The following is a 17,648-nucleotide window of genomic DNA, read 5'->3' as shown; positions in this document are numbered from 1 at the left end:
CATGTTCGATGCGCCGATCGAAACATTGCGGGTCGATACCTACCGGATTCCGACCGAGCGCCCGGAGCAGGACGGCACACTGCGCTGGGACGCTACTGAAATGGTCGTGGTGCGCATAGGCGCCGGCGCTCGGGAAGGGTTGGGCTACAGCTATACCTCGGCGCGGCCTGCGGCGATGCTGATCGAAGACAAGCTCGCGCCTATCGTCCAGGGCTCGTCCCCATTCAATACCGGGGCCATATGGGCGCGAATGAACGACAGTGTGCGCAACCTGGGACGACCAGGTCTGGCCATGATGGCGATCGCTGCGGTGGACCAGGCGCTGTGGGACCTCAAGGCGCGGCTTCTCCAGCTCCCCTTGCCGCGATTGTGGGGGCAGCTGCGTGATTCGGTTCCGGTCTATGGCAGCGGCGGGTTCATCAACCAGACTGACCCGGAGCTGATTGAACAGGTCAGGGGCTGGGTCGAGCTCGAGCTTTCCGCTATCAAGATCAAGATTGGCAATCACCGACGGGAATCACTGCGGCGTGCAGAGCTGGTTCGGGATCATGCCGCCAATGCGACCTTGATGGTCGATCTGAACGGCGCCTGCGGCCCGCGCGACGCTCTCGGGATGGCTGGCGAGCTGGCCGAGCTGGGCGTTGCCTGGATGGAAGAACCCGTGTCGTCCGATGATCTGGGGGGCATGGCCTGGTTGCGTGACCGGGTTCCGGGCGACCTGGCGCTGGCGGCTGGGGAATACGGCTGGGGTGTGGATTATTTCGAGCGGATGCTGCGATCCAGCGCCGTGGATGTGCTGCAGGCCGATGCGACGCGCTGCGGTTACACCGGCTTTCTGCAGGCGGCGACCCTGTGCGAAGCGGCTAACGTGCCGATCTCAGCGCACTGTGCCCCTGCGGTACATGCTCCAATATGCACGGCGGTGCCTCAGCTGCTTCACCTTGAACACTTTCATGATCACGTTCGGCTCGAATCGATGCTGTTCGATAGCGGCACGGTGTTGCGGCGTGGCGAGTTGTGGCCTGACCCGCAACAGCCGGGGCACGGACTGGCCTTTCGTGATGCTGACGCCGAACGCTTTCGACTGTGAACGGGGGAGAGATGATTGCTACCCGCAATACGCCCGACAAGCTGTCGATAGAACAGGCAGCAGAGCTTGGCGATGAACTGCGTCAGCGGATTCGCGGTGAAGTTCGCTTCGACAAGGGCAGTAGAGCGCTGTATGCCACCGATGGCTCGCTTTATCGGCAGGTGCCGATAGGTGTAGTAGTGCCGCGAACACTGGACGACGTAGTCGAAACAGTGGCTCTGTGTCGCGAGCGACAGCTGCCGATCCTGGCGCGCGGGGCGGGAACGAGTCTGGCCGGCCAGTGCTGCAATGTGGCGGTGGTCATCGATTTCACCAAATATCTGTCGAGGATTACCCATCTCGATCCTGACGCGCGGCTGGCGCGGGTGGAGCCCGGCTGCGTTCTCGATCACCTGCGCGATGCGGCCGAGGAGCACCATCTGACGTTCGGCCCGGACCCGTCTACGCACGCCCACAACACGCTCGGCGGCATGCTTGGCAACAACTCCTGCGGAGTGCATTCGGTGATGGCAGGCCGCACTGCGGATAACGTTCGCAGATTGCGCGTACTGACCTGCGACGGGCTGGACATGTGGGTGGGGCCGACTACCGACCGCGAACTCGAACAGATCATTTCCGAGGGGGGGCGTCGCGGCGAAATCTATGCCGGTCTGCGCGATATCCGTGATCGTTATGATGATCTCATCCGGAGCCACTACCCGGACATCCCGCGGCGGGTATCTGGCTACAACCTCGACGAACTGCTACCAGAGAAAGGTTTCAATGTCGCCCGGGCGCTGGTCGGCTCCGAGGGCACCTGCGTCACGATTCTCGAAGCCGAACTGGAGCTGGTGCCAAGCCCCCGTCATCGCTGCGTGCTGATGCTCGGTTACCCCGATGTGTACGCGACCGGGGAGCACGTGGCAGAGATTCTTCGCTTCGGTCCCACCGGGCTCGAAGGAATGGACCACCTGCTGGTCAACGAGATGCAGCGCAAGGACATGCATCCTGAGGCGCGGCAAATGCTTCCCGAGGGGCATAGCTGGTTGCTCGTCGAGTTCGGCGGCGACACAGCGGAAGAGGCGGGCGACAAGGCGCGAGCGGCAATGCAGGAGCTGGAGCAGGCGGATCAGACGCCGACCATGGCGCTGTTCGAGGATCCGGACGAACAGGCGATGATCTGGAAAACGCGTGAAGCCAGCCTGGGCGCGACCTCCCGCTCACCGATGCTGGGCGACACCTTCCCCGGATGGGAAGACGCGGCCGTGCCGCCGGAGCGGGTGGGCGAGTACCTGTGCGCTTTCCGAAATCTGATGCACAAGTATGGTTACGAGGCTGCGCTGTACGGACATTTCGGCAACGGCTGCGTCCACTGCCGGATCAATTTCGAGCTGTGTACGGATAGCGAGCTGGCACGCTGGCGCACGTTCATGACCGAGGCCGCCGATCTGGTGGTCAGCTTTGGCGGTTCGCTATCAGGTGAGCATGGCGACGGCCAGGTTCGCGCAGAGTTGCTGCCGCGTATGTACGGCGAAAGCCTGATGGCCGCACTGCGCGAATTCAAGACGCTGTGGGACCCGCAAGGCCTGATGAATCCGGGGAAGGTGGTCGACCCTTATCCGATGGACCAGGCGCTGCGTACCGGACCGGGTTTCGTCCCGCCCGCAACCCGAACACGCATGGCGTTCGGCGATGATCGGTTCAGCTTCTATCGAGCGGCGAATCGTTGCGTCGGGATCGGTGAATGTCGCAACGACCATGGCGGCGTGATGTGTCCCAGCTACCGCGCGACGCGAGACGAACAGCATTCCACCCGCGGTCGCTCGCGCCTGTTGTTCGAAATGCTCCAGGGCAAGGAGCTTGATGGAGGTTGGCGCAACGAGTCGGTGCGCGACGCGCTGGATCTATGCCTTGCCTGCAAAGGCTGCAAACAGGATTGCCCGGTCAGCGTCGATATGGCGACGCTGAAAGCCGAGTTCATGCACCAGCACTACAAGGGCCGGCTACGTCCGCGTGCTGCGTATGCGCTGAGCCAGATCTGGCCGTTGAGCCGTATTGCATCGCGGCTGCCAAGGTTGAGCAATGCACTGCTGCATGGTCCGTTAGGCAAGCTGGCCAAGCGCGTCGGCGGGGTGGCCGAGGAGCGTGACTTGCCCCATTACGCCGTCCAGACGTTCAGCGCCTGGTTCACCAAACGAGGCGCTCGAAATCAGGGCCTGCCTCCGGTACTGCTGTGGCCGGATACGTTTCACAATCATTTCTACCCCGATCTGTTGCAGGCCGCGGTACGCGTGCTGGAAGCTGCCGGTTACCAGGTGCTGATCCCACCACGACCGCTATGTTGCGGCAGACCGCTGTATGCCGAGGGGATGCTAGACCAGGCGGCCCGCCAGTTGCGCGATATTATTGAGACGCTCGGCGACGAAGCCATGCGCGATGTACCGGTCGTGGGGCTGGAGCCTTCATGCGTCACCGCCTTTCGCGACGAACTTCGGCAGTTGCATCTGGCGGACGAACGCGCGCACGGTCTCGCTGAGCGCGCGTTTCTGCTGACCGAGTTCCTCCAGCGCGAGGGCTATCACCCGCCCATCCTGAACCGCCGAGCGGTCGTGCATGTCCATTGTCACCAGTACGCAGCGCTTCAGGCCGAATCTGACTCGGCCATGCTGGCGCGCATGGGTGTGGAGCACCGCGTGCTCGATGCCGGTTGCTGCGGCATGGCCGGATCCTTTGGCTACGATGCTGAAAAGTATCAGGTGTCCATCGACATAGCCGAACAGCAGCTAGCACCGGCACTGCGCAGCAAGGCGGACGACGAGATGGTGATCACCAACGGCTTCAGCTGTCGGGAGCAGATCGCCCATACCACCGGTCAACGCGCCTGGCACATGGCTGAGGTACTCGATCTTGCCCTGGCCGAAGGAGAGCGCAATTTCGAGGTGTTGGCGTCCACCGGACGCGGCCGATAAACCGATGACGATAAACGAGGAGGGTGCCGATGCTCGGCAAGACACGCTGGGTCATTCCTGAAGGCTATATACCTGATGCGGGGTCGCACGCGGACAACCCGGCGCTGCGCAGCCATGAGGCAGCTTGCATACTCAATGCCGGTGATCAGGACGCACAGCTTACCCTGACCATCTACTTCACCGACCGCGAGCCCGCCGGCCCGTACCGGGTCGAGGTCCCGGCTCGACGTACACTGCACCTGCGTTTCGACGATCTGTATGATCCTGAGCCCATTCCGCGCAAAACCGACTATGCCAGCGTGATCGAATCGACACAGCCGGTGATCATTCAGCACACGCGTCTCGATGCCCGGACGGGAGAGCTGGCATTGCTATCTACCCTGGCCTATGGTGAGGACTGAGATGCGTTGGTGAGGTTTTTCAGGTCTTTGAAAAAAACCTGAGAAAATATCGAGTTGAGGGGTTGACGGTGTATGGGGGCATGCCTAAAATGCGCGCCACTTGCAGCGAACAAGGCAGCTAAACAAGCGGTCTGAAACGTGGCAAGTAGCCAGGGTTAACACCTCGGCACTGTGAAGTCCGGATACGTCCCCTTCGTCTAGTGGCCTAGGACACCGCCCTTTCACGGCGGTAACAGGGGTTCGAGTCCCCTAGGGGACGCCACTTCGGCGTCAGATTTGCGGGAATAGCTCAGTTGGTAGAGCACGACCTTGCCAAGGTCGGGGTCGCGAGTTCGAGTCTCGTTTCCCGCTCCAAATTCAAGAAAACCGCCCATGTGGCGGTTTTTTTGTGCCTGCGATTCGAGCCTGGCGCGGTGCGCTCGACAGAGAATTCGGTTCATCGTCTGCCGAGCAAGTCGCCGCAGGATCAACGCCCCTGCATGGCCAGCCGGGCAGCCGCCCAGTCGAAGGCTTCCCCGCGCGCTTCCGTCTCGGCGCGCTGTTCGTCCAGTGCCTGATACAGCTGGATCTCTTCGTCCGGCATGAAGTGCAGGCAGTCGCCACCGAAGTACCAGATCAGGTCGCGAGGAATCATGTGCGCAACCTGCGGGTAGCGAGCGATAATCTGGCAGATGATGTCCTGACCCTGGTAGAGCGCTTCATCCGAGCCGGCCTCGAGCTGGCCGATGAGATCATCGAAGCGCTCGAGGAACAGGATGTTGCTTTCTTCCGGCACCTGCTCCATCAGCAGCGCCTGGGCGCGCAGAGTGTCAAACAGGCTTTTGAGTAGCGCCACGTGGTAGGCGTGGTAGGGCTGGTTGGGATTCATGATGGCTCCTCGTTCAAGCGCGGCAGTCTAGCAAAGCTGCAGCACCATTGCCGAGCAAGTACAGCCTTCCCTCGGTCCGGCTATTGTTCACCAAGAAAGCCTCCCGACTGACGGGCCCAGAGTTGCGCGTACAGCCCACCTTGCTGGATCAGCTGTTCATGCGTGCCGTCCTCGACGATGCGGCCCTGGTCCATCACGATCAGGCGATCCATCGCAGCGATGGTCGAGAGCCGGTGGGCGATGGCGATCACCGTCTTGCCGGCCATGAGTTCGTTCAGGCTGTCCTGGATCGCGGCCTCGACTTCGGAGTCCAGCGCTGAGGTTGCTTCATCCAGGATCAGGATCGGCGCGTCTTTGAGCATGACCCGTGCAATGGCGATGCGTTGCCGCTGTCCGCCGGAAAGTTTCACGCCGCGCTCGCCAACATGCGCATCGAAACCGCGGCGGCCGCTGGCATCGCTCAGCTCTTCGATGAACAGTTCTGATTTCGCTTGCCTTGCGGCCTGCCGCATCATGTCCTCAGTGGCATCGGGTCGGCCGTAAAGGATGTTGTCGCGAACCGAACGGTGCAGCAGCGACGTATCCTGCGTCACCATGCCGATATGCTCGCGAAGCGAGTCCTGGCGCACCTCGGATATATTCTGACCGTCGATAAGAATGCGGCCGCCTTCCACATCGTAGAAGCGCAGCAGCAAGTTGACCAGCGTCGACTTGCCGGCCCCCGAGCGGCCTACCAGGCCGATCTTCTCGCCAGGGCGAATGTGCAGATCGAGATGATCCATGACGCCGTGGCTTTTGCCGTAGTGAAAGCGCACCGCGTCGAAACGGATGTCACCGCTGGTGACCTTCAGTGGGCGCGCGCCGGGTCGGTCGTCGACCAGCTGCGGCTGGGAAATCGAGCCGATACCGTCCTGCACGGTACCGATGTTCTCGAACAGGGCCGAGAGCTCCCACATGATCCATTGCGACATGCCCCACAGGCGCAGCACCAGGCCTACGGCGACGGCCACGCCACCCACGCTGATCGCTTCAACGATCCATAGCCAAATGGCCAGTCCTGCCACACCGAGCAGCAACAGGCCGTTCAGCAAATAGAGCGAGAAATACACCAGTGTGACCAGCCGCATCTGCTGATATACGGTGCGCATGAAGCCGTCCATGCCTTCGCGGGCATAATCCGACTCGCGCCGGGCGTGGGAGAACAGCTTGACCGTCTGGATGTTGGTGTAACTGTCGACGATGCGGCCGGTCATGACCGAGCGGGCATCCGCCTGCCGTTCGGCGACCCGACCCATAATCGGGATGAAATACCGCATCAACGCGATGTAGCCAGCAAGCCAGACAAGCATCGGCAGTGTCAGCCGCCAATCCGCCGAGCCCACTGCAATCAGGGTACCGATGAAATAGATCAGTACGTAGTTCAGCACGTCGATCAGCTTGATCACGCACTCGCGCACGGCGAGCGCGGTCTGCATCAGCTTGGTCGCGATGCGGCCGGCAAACTCGTCCTGGTAGAACGCCATTGACTGCTTGAGCAGGTAGCGGTGCACCAGCCAGCGGATGCGCATAGGGTAGTTGCCCATGAGCGTCTGATGAGTGAGTAGCGAATTGACCAGGATCAGCAGCGGCAGCAGGCCGATGACGACGAATGCCATGCCTGCAAGCTTCCACCGTTCAGCCTGGAGAAAGGTCTCGCGGTTTTGCTCTGACAGCCAATCGACGATGTTGCCGAGAAAACTAAACAGCCAGACTTCTGCGATGGCGATACCGGCCATCAACACAGCGGCAAAGATCAGATAAGGCCAGGCGCCACGCGTGTAGTACAGGCAGAAGGCGATCAGGCTGCGGGGTGGTTCTGCCGGCTCTGCGGCAGGGAATGGATCGAGACGGCGTTCGAACCAGCGAAACAGCATTGGTGCACCCGGGGGCTATGAAGCGGACGGGCATTATCGGTGCAGGGCTGGCTCCGGCTCAATAGTGGCCGTGTAAACGAGGTCGGGCAGCCTGGGGCTGCCCGACGAGGTGGATCAGTCGAGTTGCTGCAGAATCAGATCCGCCAGAACGCGGGAGCCGGCTGCGGTGGGGTGGATGCCATCGCTGGCGATGTATTGCGCTTCGTTGCCCGCGAAGGCATCGCGCACGTCGATGAAAGTCACTCCCATGGCCGGATAGTTGGCGGCCTTGTAATCCATGCTGTATTCGTTGATCTCGCGCAGCTCGGCGGCCTGGCCGGTGGCGTTGTAATAGCCGAGGAAGATGATGTTCTCAATGCCGTCCGCCTTCATGCGAGCGACCAGATTGGCAATTTCAGCTTCCAGACTGTTCAGCAGCGGCATGCAGGCGCTCAGCGATGGACGGCAGCTGTTGAGCTGGATGTCGTTGCCACCGCCGTTGAAGATCACGGTGTTGATGCCGGCTTTCGATGCGTTGGCGTATTGCTGGGGGATGGCGTAACGACGGCTGCAGATCAGGTTGCCGCCGATCATCTGGCAGCCGGAACGTGCGTGGCTGTCGACTTCCTCGTTCAGGTCCTGCTCCAGGTAGCGCTGGATGTCACCACTCAAGGCAAACACCGAGTCGCCGACGATGAGCGTATCGCCAGTATTGACCGGTGGGTTCGTGGCGTGACCGGGAGCGGAAAAGAGTAGGGCGAGCAACGCCGGAATAACGGCGGCTTTACGCAATTGAATGAAGCTGAGCATGTCGGTTCCTCTGGATATTGTTGTTGGAGCGAAACCGGAAAGCGAGACACACTCCGGTTTTGCCTCGACAGCTTAATCCAGCGCAACGGGCGCACCATCGCGCAAACGGGTGGTTGACCGTGGCGCGCCGGGGAGACCCGGCTAGGGGCGTCGCGTCTTCTTCAGCGTTTCTGCGATCATGAACGCGAGCTCCAGAGACTGGTCGGCGTTCAGGCGCGGGTCGCAGTGGGTATGGTAACGATCGGATAGACCATCTTCGGTGACCGGCGTGGCCCCGCCAATGCACTCGGTGACATTCTGCCCGGTCATTTCGATATGAATCCCGCCGGCCCAGCTGCCTTCGGCGCGATGTACAGCGAAAAACTGTTCGACCTCGGCGAGGATCTGCGCGAAATCCCGGGTCTTGTACCCGCTGGAGGCCTTTATGGTGTTGCCATGCATCGGATCCGAGCTCCACAGCACCTGCTTGCCCTCGCGCTGCACCGCCTTCACCAGCTTCGGCATGTGCGCTTCAACCTTGTCGGCGCCCATGCGCACGATCAGGTTCAGGCGACCGCTGTCGTTGGTCGGGTTGAGAATATCGATCAGGCGCAGGAGTTCGTCGGGATCGCTGGTCGGCCCTACCTTTACGCCGATAGGGTTGTTGATGCCGCGCATGAACTCGACATGAGCGCCGTCCGGCTGACGCGTACGATCGCCGATCCACAGCATGTGCGCGGAGCAGTCATACCAGTCGCCGGTCAAGCTGTCGCGACGGGTAAAGGCCTGTTCGTAGTTGAGCAGGAGTGCTTCGTGGGCCGTGAACAGTGATGTCTCGCGCAGCTGTGGGCTGTTGACGCCATCGAAGCCACAGGCCCGCATGAATGCAAGCGATTCGTCGATACGATCAGCCAGGTGCTGGAAGCGGTCGCTGGTGGCGCTGCTGGCGACGAAATCAAGGTTCCATTGATGCACTTTGTCCAGGCTGGCGAAACCGCCCTGGGCGAAGGCGCGCAGCAGGTTCAGCGTCGCCGTGGCCTGATGATAGGCCATCAGCAGACGCTGCGGATCCGGTGCACGGCCAGCCGCCTCGAAGGCGATGCCGTTGACAATGTCACCCCGGTACGCTGGCAACGTCAGGTCGCCCTGGGTTTCATCGTCGGCGGAGCGAGGCTTGGCGAACTGACCGGCCATTCGGCCCACCTTGACGACCGGGCAGCTCGCGGCGAAGGTCATGACCACAGCCATCTGCAACATCACCTTGAACGTGTCGCGAATCTTGGTGGCCGAAAACTCGGCGAAGCTTTCCGCGCAGTCGCCACCCTGCAGCAGGAAGGCTCGCCCTTCGGTGACCTCGGAAAATTGCCTGCGCAGTTCGCGCGCTTCGCCGGCGAATACCAGGGGCGGGTAGCTGGCCAGGGTCTGCTCCACCTGCGCCAGCGCCTGCGCGGCGGGATACACGGGCTGTTGAAGGATCGGCTTGCTGCGCCAGCTGTCGGGAGTCCAGGAGGTCATGGCGTATTCTGCTTGGAATGATTACGGTCGGGAGCGTGGAATGGTACGCTGAGTAATGACTTCACGACACCCCGAAACCATCCTCGGCCGGCTTCTTGGCTACGCCCGGCGACTCATCATGACCGAATCCGAAACACTGATCGAAAGCGTCCACGACGACTTCGGCGAACTGCGCATCACCCAGCTCGGTGCCTATCGATTTCTCTATTTCGGCGCGCAGACCGAGCAAAGCTGCTGCCTGACCAGCGAGCCCGGCTGGCTGGAGTACGACTACACCCGTGCCATGCTGCTGGGTAATTTCTGGATCGGTCCGAACCCCGATATCCTGCTGCTTGGTCTGGGCGGGGGCAGCCTGGCCAATTGCCTGATCGAGCATTTTGACCCGCGGCGAGTCGTCGCTGTAGAGCTGCGCAAGGCAGTGGTCGAGCTCGCTCGCTCTCGATTGGGATTGTCGGCTGACCCACGGTTGACGGTGGTCGCGGACAACGCCGAGCGTTTTGTCGCTCAGACCCCGGACTGCTTCGATATGATCTGTCTGGACCTGTATCTGGAGGGCGGTTTGTCTCGTCTTCAATTGCAGGCGGCTTTCTTCGCAGAGTGCAGGAGTCTTCTGAAGCCTGGCGGGGTGCTTGTCATCAATCAATGGCAGTTGGGTGAAAGTGGACAACCGTATGCCTCTCGTATGCTCAGAGAACTCTTTGGTGACGGCTATCTGCAGGCTCCAGTCGAGGAGGGCAACATCATCCTCCTGGTGCCGGAGGCCGGGGAGCTAGAGCTGGACCGGCAGGGAATGTATGCCTGGTCAGATGGGCTTGAGTCACATCTGGGCTACACGCTCAGGCCATATATCCATGCATTGCGGCGCGCTGCGGATGCTCCCGAGGCGCCCGCAGCGTGATCAGGCGCGCTGCTGCTGTCCGGTAAAACGCAACATATCGCCACAGCGGCGGCATTGATAGCGACGCCCCCGTGCTACCCAGGCGTGACGCTGGGGAGTGAAGGGGATCGGCCCGGGACAGCCGCACTGATAGAAGTACCGAGTGGAACGGCGCGCCTGCACGGGGTAATCATGGCAGCGCTTGGCGGGTAGGTCGAACAGACCCGTCATCAGGTTCTGCCATTCAGGGCCGTGCGGACGGATGCGAGCGCCATAAACCGCGTCGGCGATCAGATGGGCTGCTTCGTGTGGAACGGTCTGCTTGAGGAAGTCTTCGGTGTTTTCGCTATACATCTGACCATTGAAGCGCAACAGATTGCGCGCCAGATAGGCGACGCCGGCACGCTGGCCTTTCAGATCGAGGGTTACGCGGGGCCGCTCGAAGCGCCGCTCAAAGTGAGCTTCTGCGAGCTGGTAGCAGGTTTCGAGGCTGGAAAGTATGCGGTCCATGGGTGGAGTATACGGCTGACAGACCTATTCCAGAAGGCTCGGCCGACGGATGTCAGAGAACCCCGCTATCCAGCCCCGCCGCCATGTAGAGACCGAGTTCTTCCACCTGTTCGGCAAAGGCGTCCTGCCAGGGCCCTCGTAAAACAAGCGGCTCCTGGACCCAGTTCCAACGTAGCCCGGTGAGGATGGTTTCCACCGCCCGCCGGGTTCCGGTTCCGTCCATGCCGGCGCGGACATACAGGGCGCAGGGCAGCCCTTGTTTGAGTTCGAGAACTGGATAGTAACAGCGATCGAAAAAGTCCTTCAGCGCACCGCTCATGTAGCCGAGATTCTCGGTGGTCCCCAGTAGAATCGCATCAGCCGCAAGAACATCGTCCGGGCCCGCTTCCAGTGGCGGTATCCAGAAGGTTTCAACAGCCGAGAGGTCGGGATGGCTGGCGCCGCGCAGCGCGGACTCCGCGAGCCGGCGCGTATTGTCCGAAGGGGCGTGCGCAACGATGAGCAGCCGTTTGCCGGCCATTGATACCTCCGCTGGTTAGCGGCTGCCCCATACGCGCGCCACTGCCTTGTCGGTGCCTAGCCAGGCGACCAACGAGCCGAATACGCCGAGCGAACCGAATACTGCTACCGGGAACCAGACCGAGCTGTCCGTTCTTTCCGGCAGAAACGCGGCGAGCGCGACCGCCAGGGCAACGAACAGCACGCTCATGGTCCATAGAATCAGGCGACTCTTGGGAGTATAGGCGTAGGGTTTGGGGCTGTCTTCGAGTGGCGACAGAATGGGCGAGAGAATTTGCCTGGCAGAAGCCTTTATGCTGGACATCGTTGGCGCGACCATTTTGTGATTGATAAGTTCCTTTGATCGGAGTGTAGCGCTTCGTTGCGCATAGTTTAAGCGCAACCAGACGTACGGTGATGGCGTCTTGAAATCAGGCGAGCGACCAGCCCCTCGCGGTGGCCAGTCCTTTTCTTATGCGCTAAGGTGCTTACAGCTGAATGGATTAGAGCCATCGGAGAGGCTGGAACCGGAAGAGACCGCAAGGGGGATACGGATCCATGATTCCGATTTTGTTGCCCATCGGGGCGTTGCTCTCGGGCGTGGCACTGCTGCTGTTAGGCACAGGGTTGATGAACACCCTGCTGGCGCTACGGGGAAGCGCCGAAGGATTTAGCGATCAGACCCTGGGTCTGCTCGGGTCCGCTTATTTCCTCGGGTTTATCGTAGGAACATACGTCTGTCCGAAACTGATCCGGCGCATGGGTCATATTCGCTCGTTCGCCTTCTTCTGCGCGGCCACTGCGGTATCGCTGCTGCTGCATGGACTCGTCATCGACGCCTGGTTCTGGTTCGCGTTGCGCTTGTTGACGGGCGTCAGTCTCGTCGGCCTGTACATGGTCATCGAAAGCTGGCTGAACACCCAGGCTCCGAATGATCGCCGCGGCCAGGTGTTTGCGGTTTATATGGTGGTCAACCTTGTGGCGCTGGCGCTGGCTCAGCAGATGCTGCGCATCGACAGTCCTCTGCTATTCACGCTTTTTGCCGTCGGCGCAATATTTCTGGTGTTGGCGATCATGCCGGTCGCTATGACCAAGCTGCCGCAACCGACCATCACCGATACACCAGCCATGTCGCTACGACGTCTTTGGGATGTCGCTCCGGTGGCTTTCTCCGGTGCGCTTCTTTCCGGTGTGGCCATGGGTGCGTTCTGGGGCCTGGGTGCGGTATGGGCGGGCCGTATGGGCATGGCGACCGAAGACATCGCGAGCTTCGTTTCCCTGGTGATCATCACTGGTGCGGTCATGCAGTGGCCGCTCGGTCTGCTCTCCGACCGAATCGATCGCCGCGTGGCGCTCGCACTCATCGCGGGCATATCGGCCGTGGGTGGCCTGCTGATGGCCATCCTGGGTGTGCATGGTAACGCCATGATGATCGGCGCAGTGGTGTTCGGCGCAGGCGCCTTCGCCGCCTATCCGGTGGTCGTTGCCCATCTGGTCGATCATTTACATCAGGAAGAGATTCTCGCCGGCAGCTCAGCACTGCTGCTGGTGCAGGGCGCCGGCTCGGCATTGGGGCCGACACTCGCCGGTGCGCTGATGAGCGCCACCGTACCAAGCGCGCTGCCACTGTTTTTTGCCGTGATGTTCGGCCTGTGCGCAGCGTTCGCCCTGCTGCAGTCGCGCAAGATCAAAGACGTTATCGTCGATGAGCCGGCGCATTTCGTTCCCATGGTTCGTACTTCGACCGCATCGCTCGAGATGATGGCCGAAGACCAGATGACGTCCACAGAGACGGCACACACTACCGAGGCTGAACAGGGCCCGGACAACCTTGACACCCCAGACACTGCCAACGAAGAGGAAATAGTCGAACGCCGATCGACAGGGTGACCGCGATCGGCCACAAGGGAGTAACAGAAGATGATTCTGGCAACCGATCTGGATGGTACATTTCTCGCTGGCGATCCGGAAAATCGCCAACGTCTTTACAACCTCATCAGCGCCCACCCGGGCATCAAGCTGGTGTTCGTCACCGGTCGAGGTCTGGAAGTGGTGGTGCCGCTGTTATCCGACCCGACCATGCCGCGCCCTGACTACATCGTCTGCGACGTCGGCGCCACGCTCGTCGATGGTGCCACGCTGCAGTCGGTCTATCCCCTGCAAAGCGACATCGAAAGCCGCTGGCCCGGCGAACAGTCGGTGCTTCAACGTCTGGCTGGATTCGACGGCCTTGAGCGCCAGACCGTGCCGCAGCAACGCCGCTGTTCCTACTTCTGCGAAGCTGGAGCCATCACCGATGAACTGCGCGCTGCGGTCGACGAGCTGGGTTGCGATCTGTTGTTTTCCGCCGAGATGTATCTCGACGTACTGCCCCCAGGCGTTAATAAAGGCAGCACGTTGCGCAAGCTCGTCGAGCATCTCGGTGTGGCGGAAGAGGACGTCCTGGTCGCGGGGGATACGCTGAACGATCTCTCGATGTACGAGCAAGGCTTCAAGGGCGTCTGCGTCGGAGAGTCCGAGCCGGCATTGCTCGACGCCACGCACGATCGCGCCCGCGTGCTTCATGCACGACTGAGCGGCTGCGGCGGCATCCTCGAGGCGATTGCCCACTTCGGCTTTCTAGGCCCGCTGGGCGTGGACTTCGAGCTCCCCGACATCAGCGCCCAAGGCAAAGCACAGCTGGTGATGGTCTACCATCGTCTTCCGTATGAAGAGGTCATCGAAGGCGACCACGTGGTGCGCCGGCCGCCATCTTCACCCAATGGAATCATTCCGACGCTGCTGAGTTTTTTCGCGAATGGCCAGAAAGGATCATGGGTCGCCTGGTCCGTACATGACCCGCGCGAGGGACGGGCGTTCGAAGTGCACACGCAAGTCGATGCCGAGCGTTACCCGAATCTCGTCGCGGCCCGCGTCGCGCTGACCAAGCAGGACGTGGACATTTTCTACAAGCGCTTCTCCAAGGAAGCGTTCTGGCCAACACTGCACACCTTCTGGGAGCGCGCCGTATTCCGAGAGGAAGACTGGCAGGTGTTTCTCAAGGTGAACCGCCTGTTCGCCGAGCGCACGGCGGCGGAGGCGGCTGAAGGAGCGCTGGTGTGGTTGCACGACTACAACCTGTGGATGGTTCCGTCATTCCTGCGCCGCCTGCGGCCAGACCTGAATATCGCCTTTTTTCATCACACCTACTTCCCCTCCGCTGACGTGTTCAACGTGCTGCCCTGGCGCCGGGAAATCATCGGCAGCCTGCTGCAGTGCGACTACATCGGTTTTCACATTCCACGGCAATCGGAAAACTTTGTCGATGTGGTGCGCGGTGTCGCGCCGCTGGAAGTGCTTGAGACCCGAGCGTGTGCGCCGCGTTACCAGACGTACGGCTGCGCGGTCGGGATAGAAGCGATGACCACGGCCATCTCGGTACACGGGCGACGCATCGGCCTGGGTGCGCACCCGGTCGGTCTCGATCTGGGACGGGTAGAGCAGGTCGTGAAGGAGCCTGAGTGTCAGAATCTGATGGATGAGCTGCGAAAGCAGCTGCGCGGCGTCCGGGTCGTTCTGTCGGTGGAAAGGCTGGACTATACCAAGGGCATCCTGGCCAAGCTGTTGGCGTTCGAGGCGTTGCTCGATGCGCATCCCGAACTGGTCGGTAAGGTATCGCTACTGACCATCTGCGTCCCCGCTGCGAAGGAAATGACTGTATACGAAACCCTACTGGCAGATATCGAGCGAGCGGTAGGGCGTATCAATGGCCGCTTCTCGCGGGTTGGCTGGTCGCCAGTTCAGTTCTTTTACCGGGCCTTCCCGTTCCGCGAGTTGGTGCCGTACTACCTGATGGCTGACGTCATGTGGATCACTCCGCTACGGGATGGCCTGAATCTGGTGGCCAAGGAATACGTCGCGACCCAGGGGCTATGCAATGGCACGGGTGCGCTGGTGCTATCGGAATTCGCCGGGAGCGCCGCGGAGTTGCACGGGGCCTTGCTGACCAATCCGCATGATCCTCATGATCTACGCGACACCTTGTATATCGGCTTGACGCTAGGCAAGGCAGAAAGACAGGCTCGCCTGCGCGAGCTGTACGCGACGGTCCGTCATAACGATATCCAGCGCTGGGGAGATGAATTCCTGCAAGCAGTGGAGGACAGCTGGCGGGTCGCTGTGGACGTTCCTGCTGGTCAGGTTGCCTGAACAACGAAGCGATGCACGGAAAGCCCGGCCGAGAGGCCGGGCCGGGTCGTTCACTCGGTGATCTGCTCGATCTCGTAAATGGCCGTCGTTCCGCTGACTTCGTTACCGACCACCAGTAATGCTTCACCCGTGGGTGAAGCGTCTGCCGGCACGAACAGCAGGCCTTCCGGTCCCAGATCGCCGGCGGCTGCCAGGTTTGTTTCCGGATCCAGAATCCAGTCTTCGCGACTATTGAAGTAGTCGACGAATGCCGGTGCCCGCGGGTCGGTGATGTCATACACCATGATCCCGCCCATGCGTTCCAGTCCGATGAACACAAACGTCTTGTCACCCAGCTTGCCCAAAGCCAGTCCTTCCGGTTCCGGACCCTTGGCATCGCTGCGGCTGTCGAAGGCGTCGCCCTCGTCGTGGCCGGAGTTGAAGTAGGTAGCGCAGGGAATGCTGCGATCGCTACCCAGGCGGCAATCGTCGCTGGCGAGATACTGCTCGATGGCGTCGCCGGAATCCCAGATCAGCGTGCCGTCGGCATCCCAGATCGAGAAGGAACGGCTGCCGTATGCGTGAAGCTGGCTGTACATCAGGCGATCGCCGGCAGCATTCTGGTTTCCGCTGGCGTCGAACAGCACCGGGGCACCCGAACTATCCTTCAGGTAACCATCAACCCAGGTGATGTTGAGCCTGCCCAACTGGTCGTCAGCGCGGCAATCGCCCGGGTCAGCCGCCGTGGCGCCACAGTAGCCGAACACGCTCGGATCAAGCAGTGCGCCGGCGGCCAGGGCCCGCAGTTGCGGCGGCAGATCCTCGCCGGCGCGTCGATCGAAGCCGCCGGTGTGTACCAGATGCTTGACGCGAAATTCTTCGACGAACCCCTTGCTGGCGTCGCCAGCCCAGTACAGATCATTGTCCTCACCCCAGGCTCGCGCGTCGCCTTCGTTGGCGGTTACCAGGTAGGTCTGATCGCCCGCTGTGTAGCTGGCAATGCTGTCTGGGTGATACGTCCCGACGACACCCGGCCAGGTGCGGATGTTGATCACGCCATCCTCGTCGCTTGCATCAATGCCATTGCCGGCTTGGCTGTGGTCCTTCAAACCGAGTGGTAACACGTCGGTCACCGTCGCGGTGGCGACATCCACGCGAGCCAGAGCGTTGTTTTCCTGCAAGGTGACCCACGCGGTGGTGCTATCCGCTGATACGGCGATGTATTCCGGTTCGAGATCCTGGGCCCCGCTGGCGTTCGGACCGTACAGGCGCACGCCGCTCTCGCGCAGCTGTGCCTCACGTGCGTTGAACGAGCTGAAGGAAGCGCTCGATACCGTCCCCAATGTACGATCCGACACGGCGATCACGCTGATCGATCCTTCCGGGTCCACGCTGTAGTCGTCGCTTGGCTCGCCTTCGTTGGCCACGAGGATGTACTGACCGTCCGGGGTGAAGGTCAGCATGTCGGGCAGCGAGCCGACCACGGCGCTATCGAGCAAAGTATGGCTCGTAGCGTCGTACAGGCCGACGTAGCCCGGCTGAGTCCTCTCATCGGCTTCGATGGCGACGGCGATCAGTCCGTCCCGATAGGCCACGCTATTGATCACCGCGCCCGGCGCGATGTCCTCCACTGTCAATGTCTTGATCAGCACGGGAGCCGCGGGGTTGCTGGCGTCGAGTATGTCGATCGCGCCTTTTTGCGCGTTGACGATGAAAATCTGACGGTTGGCCGCGTCAAAGGCGGGAATCTCTGCGGCGCTCTCGCCGAATACGCCGGAGCTGTACCGTCCGATCAGGCTGAGGTTTATGCGGTCGGGGGTAACCACCTCGGGAGCCGGCGTTGGTGTGGGCGCCGGTGCGGCCGGAGCCGGGTCGTCGGAACTGTCGCTCTTGCAACCAGCCAGTGCTGCGAGTACCGCCGCGGCGGCGGTGGTGACGATCCACTTGTGCATAGTTCTGTCCTTGTCGAGGTGAAGTTCGATGACATTCATACGCAAGGGCTCTTACAGAGCGGTTTCCGAATCATGACGAATCGGTGAAGGTCGCCTCAGTCGCGCAACACGTCGTGCCCGGCTCACTCGGGTACAATCCGG

14 protein-coding genes and 2 tRNA genes are annotated in these 17,648 nt (G+C 61.4%); 8 read left to right on the top strand and 8 right to left on the bottom strand.

Features of this window, described 5'->3' with window-relative positions; all coding sequences use genetic code 11:
- The first annotated feature begins 1 nt into the window (after window position 1).
- The 5 genes from BLT85_RS08020 to BLT85_RS08000 all read left to right on the top strand — a co-directional run bounded on the left by BLT85_RS08020 (window position 2) and on the right by BLT85_RS08000 (window position 4,793).
- Window positions 2-1,090, top strand: coding sequence for an enolase C-terminal domain-like protein (locus BLT85_RS08020; RefSeq protein WP_093392939.1), 1,089 nt, complete (start codon window positions 2-4; stop codon window positions 1,088-1,090).
- A gap of 11 nt (window positions 1,091-1,101) precedes the next feature.
- On the top strand, window positions 1,102-4,038 hold the full coding sequence (locus tag BLT85_RS08015) for an FAD-binding and (Fe-S)-binding domain-containing protein (RefSeq protein ID WP_093392937.1): 2,937 nt from the start codon (window positions 1,102-1,104) through the stop codon (window positions 4,036-4,038).
- Window positions 4,039-4,067: 29 nt separating this feature from the next.
- The gene (locus BLT85_RS08010) at window positions 4,068-4,439 is read left to right on the top strand and encodes a sensory rhodopsin transducer (protein WP_093392935.1); all 372 of its coding nucleotides are present in this window, start codon (window positions 4,068-4,070) and stop codon (window positions 4,437-4,439) included.
- A gap of 186 nt (window positions 4,440-4,625) precedes the next feature.
- Window positions 4,626-4,701: transfer RNA gene (locus tag BLT85_RS08005), tRNA-Glu, on the top strand.
- A 16-nt stretch (window positions 4,702-4,717) separates the two neighbouring features.
- Window positions 4,718-4,793, top strand: a tRNA-Gly gene (locus BLT85_RS08000).
- A 112-nt stretch (window positions 4,794-4,905) separates the two neighbouring features.
- On the opposite strand, the gene BLT85_RS07995 is transcribed toward BLT85_RS08000, so the two are convergent.
- The 4 genes from BLT85_RS07995 to BLT85_RS07980 form a co-directional block, all read right to left on the bottom strand.
- The gene (locus tag BLT85_RS07995; RefSeq protein WP_093392933.1) at window positions 4,906-5,307 is read right to left on the bottom strand and encodes a PA2817 family protein; all 402 of its coding nucleotides are present in this window, start codon (window positions 5,305-5,307) and stop codon (window positions 4,906-4,908) included.
- An 80-nt stretch (window positions 5,308-5,387) separates the two neighbouring features.
- A complete protein-coding gene (locus BLT85_RS07990) occupies window positions 5,388-7,220 on the bottom strand; it encodes an ABC transporter ATP-binding protein (protein ID WP_269432727.1) in 1,833 nt (610 codons plus the stop codon).
- A gap of 114 nt (window positions 7,221-7,334) precedes the next feature.
- On the bottom strand, window positions 7,335-8,009 hold the full coding sequence (locus tag BLT85_RS07985) for an SGNH/GDSL hydrolase family protein (RefSeq protein WP_093392931.1): 675 nt from the start codon (window positions 8,007-8,009) through the stop codon (window positions 7,335-7,337).
- 141 nt (window positions 8,010-8,150) lie between these two features.
- Window positions 8,151-9,503: a class II 3-deoxy-7-phosphoheptulonate synthase gene (locus BLT85_RS07980; protein WP_093392929.1), complete on the bottom strand. Its 1,353-nt coding sequence runs from the start codon at window positions 9,501-9,503 to the stop codon at window positions 8,151-8,153.
- 55 nt (window positions 9,504-9,558) lie between these two features.
- Here BLT85_RS07980 and BLT85_RS07975 point away from each other — a divergent pair, with 55 nt between their 5' ends.
- A complete protein-coding gene (locus BLT85_RS07975) occupies window positions 9,559-10,401 on the top strand; it encodes a spermidine synthase (protein ID WP_093392927.1) in 843 nt (280 codons plus the stop codon).
- On the opposite strand, the gene BLT85_RS07970 is transcribed toward BLT85_RS07975, so the two are convergent.
- The 3 genes from BLT85_RS07970 to BLT85_RS07960 are packed head-to-tail and all read right to left on the bottom strand — an operon-like array spanning window position 10,402 to window position 11,713.
- Window positions 10,402-10,890: a SprT family zinc-dependent metalloprotease gene (locus BLT85_RS07970; RefSeq protein WP_093392924.1), complete on the bottom strand. Its 489-nt coding sequence runs from the start codon at window positions 10,888-10,890 to the stop codon at window positions 10,402-10,404.
- 52 nt (window positions 10,891-10,942) lie between these two features.
- Entirely contained in the window at window positions 10,943-11,410 is a 468-nt protein-coding gene (locus BLT85_RS07965) for a flavodoxin family protein (RefSeq protein WP_093392922.1), read from the bottom strand.
- A 15-nt stretch (window positions 11,411-11,425) separates the two neighbouring features.
- Window positions 11,426-11,713, bottom strand: a complete 288-nt coding sequence (locus tag BLT85_RS07960; protein ID WP_093392919.1) for a hypothetical protein — start codon at window positions 11,711-11,713, stop codon at window positions 11,426-11,428.
- A 233-nt stretch (window positions 11,714-11,946) separates the two neighbouring features.
- Here BLT85_RS07960 and BLT85_RS07955 point away from each other — a divergent pair, with 233 nt between their 5' ends.
- Window positions 11,947-13,278: an MFS transporter gene (locus tag BLT85_RS07955; protein WP_093392917.1), complete on the top strand. Its 1,332-nt coding sequence runs from the start codon at window positions 11,947-11,949 to the stop codon at window positions 13,276-13,278.
- A 30-nt stretch (window positions 13,279-13,308) separates the two neighbouring features.
- Window positions 13,309-15,576 carry a glucosylglycerol-phosphate synthase gene (ggpS, locus tag BLT85_RS07950; RefSeq protein WP_093392915.1) on the top strand — a complete coding sequence of 756 codons (2,268 nt, stop codon included), beginning with the start codon at window positions 13,309-13,311 and terminating at the stop codon, window positions 15,574-15,576.
- Window positions 15,577-15,626: 50 nt separating this feature from the next.
- On the opposite strand, the gene BLT85_RS07945 is transcribed toward ggpS, so the two are convergent.
- On the bottom strand, window positions 15,627-17,507 hold the full coding sequence (locus BLT85_RS07945; protein ID WP_093397533.1) for a choice-of-anchor I family protein: 1,881 nt from the start codon (window positions 17,505-17,507) through the stop codon (window positions 15,627-15,629).
- Window positions 17,508-17,648 lie beyond the last annotated feature (141 nt).

This window comes from Halopseudomonas xinjiangensis, assembly GCF_900104945.1.
GTDB lineage: Bacteria > Pseudomonadota > Gammaproteobacteria > Pseudomonadales > Pseudomonadaceae > Halopseudomonas > Halopseudomonas xinjiangensis.
Note: the sequence above shows the minus strand (reverse complement) of the source record. Positions and strands in the feature narration are given on the sequence as shown.

Excerpts from the sequence above, each read along its gene's own strand:
- ggpS (WP_093392915.1), top strand. The coding sequence starts at position 13,309 with ATGATTCTGGCAACCGATCTGGATGGTACATTTCTCGCTGGCGATCCG.
- BLT85_RS07960 (WP_093392919.1), bottom strand. The coding sequence starts at position 11,713 with ATGTCCAGCATAAAGGCTTCTGCCAGGCAAATTCTCTCGCCCATTCTG.
- BLT85_RS08010 (WP_093392935.1), top strand. The coding sequence starts at position 4,068 with ATGCTCGGCAAGACACGCTGGGTCATTCCTGAAGGCTATATACCTGAT.
- BLT85_RS08015 (WP_093392937.1), top strand. The coding sequence starts at position 1,102 with ATGATTGCTACCCGCAATACGCCCGACAAGCTGTCGATAGAACAGGCA.
- BLT85_RS08020 (WP_093392939.1), top strand. The coding sequence starts at position 2 with ATGTTCGATGCGCCGATCGAAACATTGCGGGTCGATACCTACCGGATT.
- BLT85_RS07990 (WP_269432727.1), bottom strand. The coding sequence starts at position 7,220 with ATGCTGTTTCGCTGGTTCGAACGCCGTCTCGATCCATTCCCTGCCGCA.
- BLT85_RS07945 (WP_093397533.1), bottom strand. The coding sequence starts at position 17,507 with ATGCACAAGTGGATCGTCACCACCGCCGCCGCGGCGGTACTCGCAGCA.
- BLT85_RS07970 (WP_093392924.1), bottom strand. The coding sequence starts at position 10,890 with ATGGACCGCATACTTTCCAGCCTCGAAACCTGCTACCAGCTCGCAGAA.
- BLT85_RS07985 (WP_093392931.1), bottom strand. The coding sequence starts at position 8,009 with ATGCTCAGCTTCATTCAATTGCGTAAAGCCGCCGTTATTCCGGCGTTG.
- BLT85_RS07995 (WP_093392933.1), bottom strand. The coding sequence starts at position 5,307 with ATGAATCCCAACCAGCCCTACCACGCCTACCACGTGGCGCTACTCAAA.
- BLT85_RS07965 (WP_093392922.1), bottom strand. The coding sequence starts at position 11,410 with ATGGCCGGCAAACGGCTGCTCATCGTTGCGCACGCCCCTTCGGACAAT.
- BLT85_RS07975 (WP_093392927.1), top strand. The coding sequence starts at position 9,559 with ATGACTTCACGACACCCCGAAACCATCCTCGGCCGGCTTCTTGGCTAC.
- BLT85_RS07955 (WP_093392917.1), top strand. The coding sequence starts at position 11,947 with ATGATTCCGATTTTGTTGCCCATCGGGGCGTTGCTCTCGGGCGTGGCA.
- BLT85_RS07980 (WP_093392929.1), bottom strand. The coding sequence starts at position 9,503 with ATGACCTCCTGGACTCCCGACAGCTGGCGCAGCAAGCCGATCCTTCAA.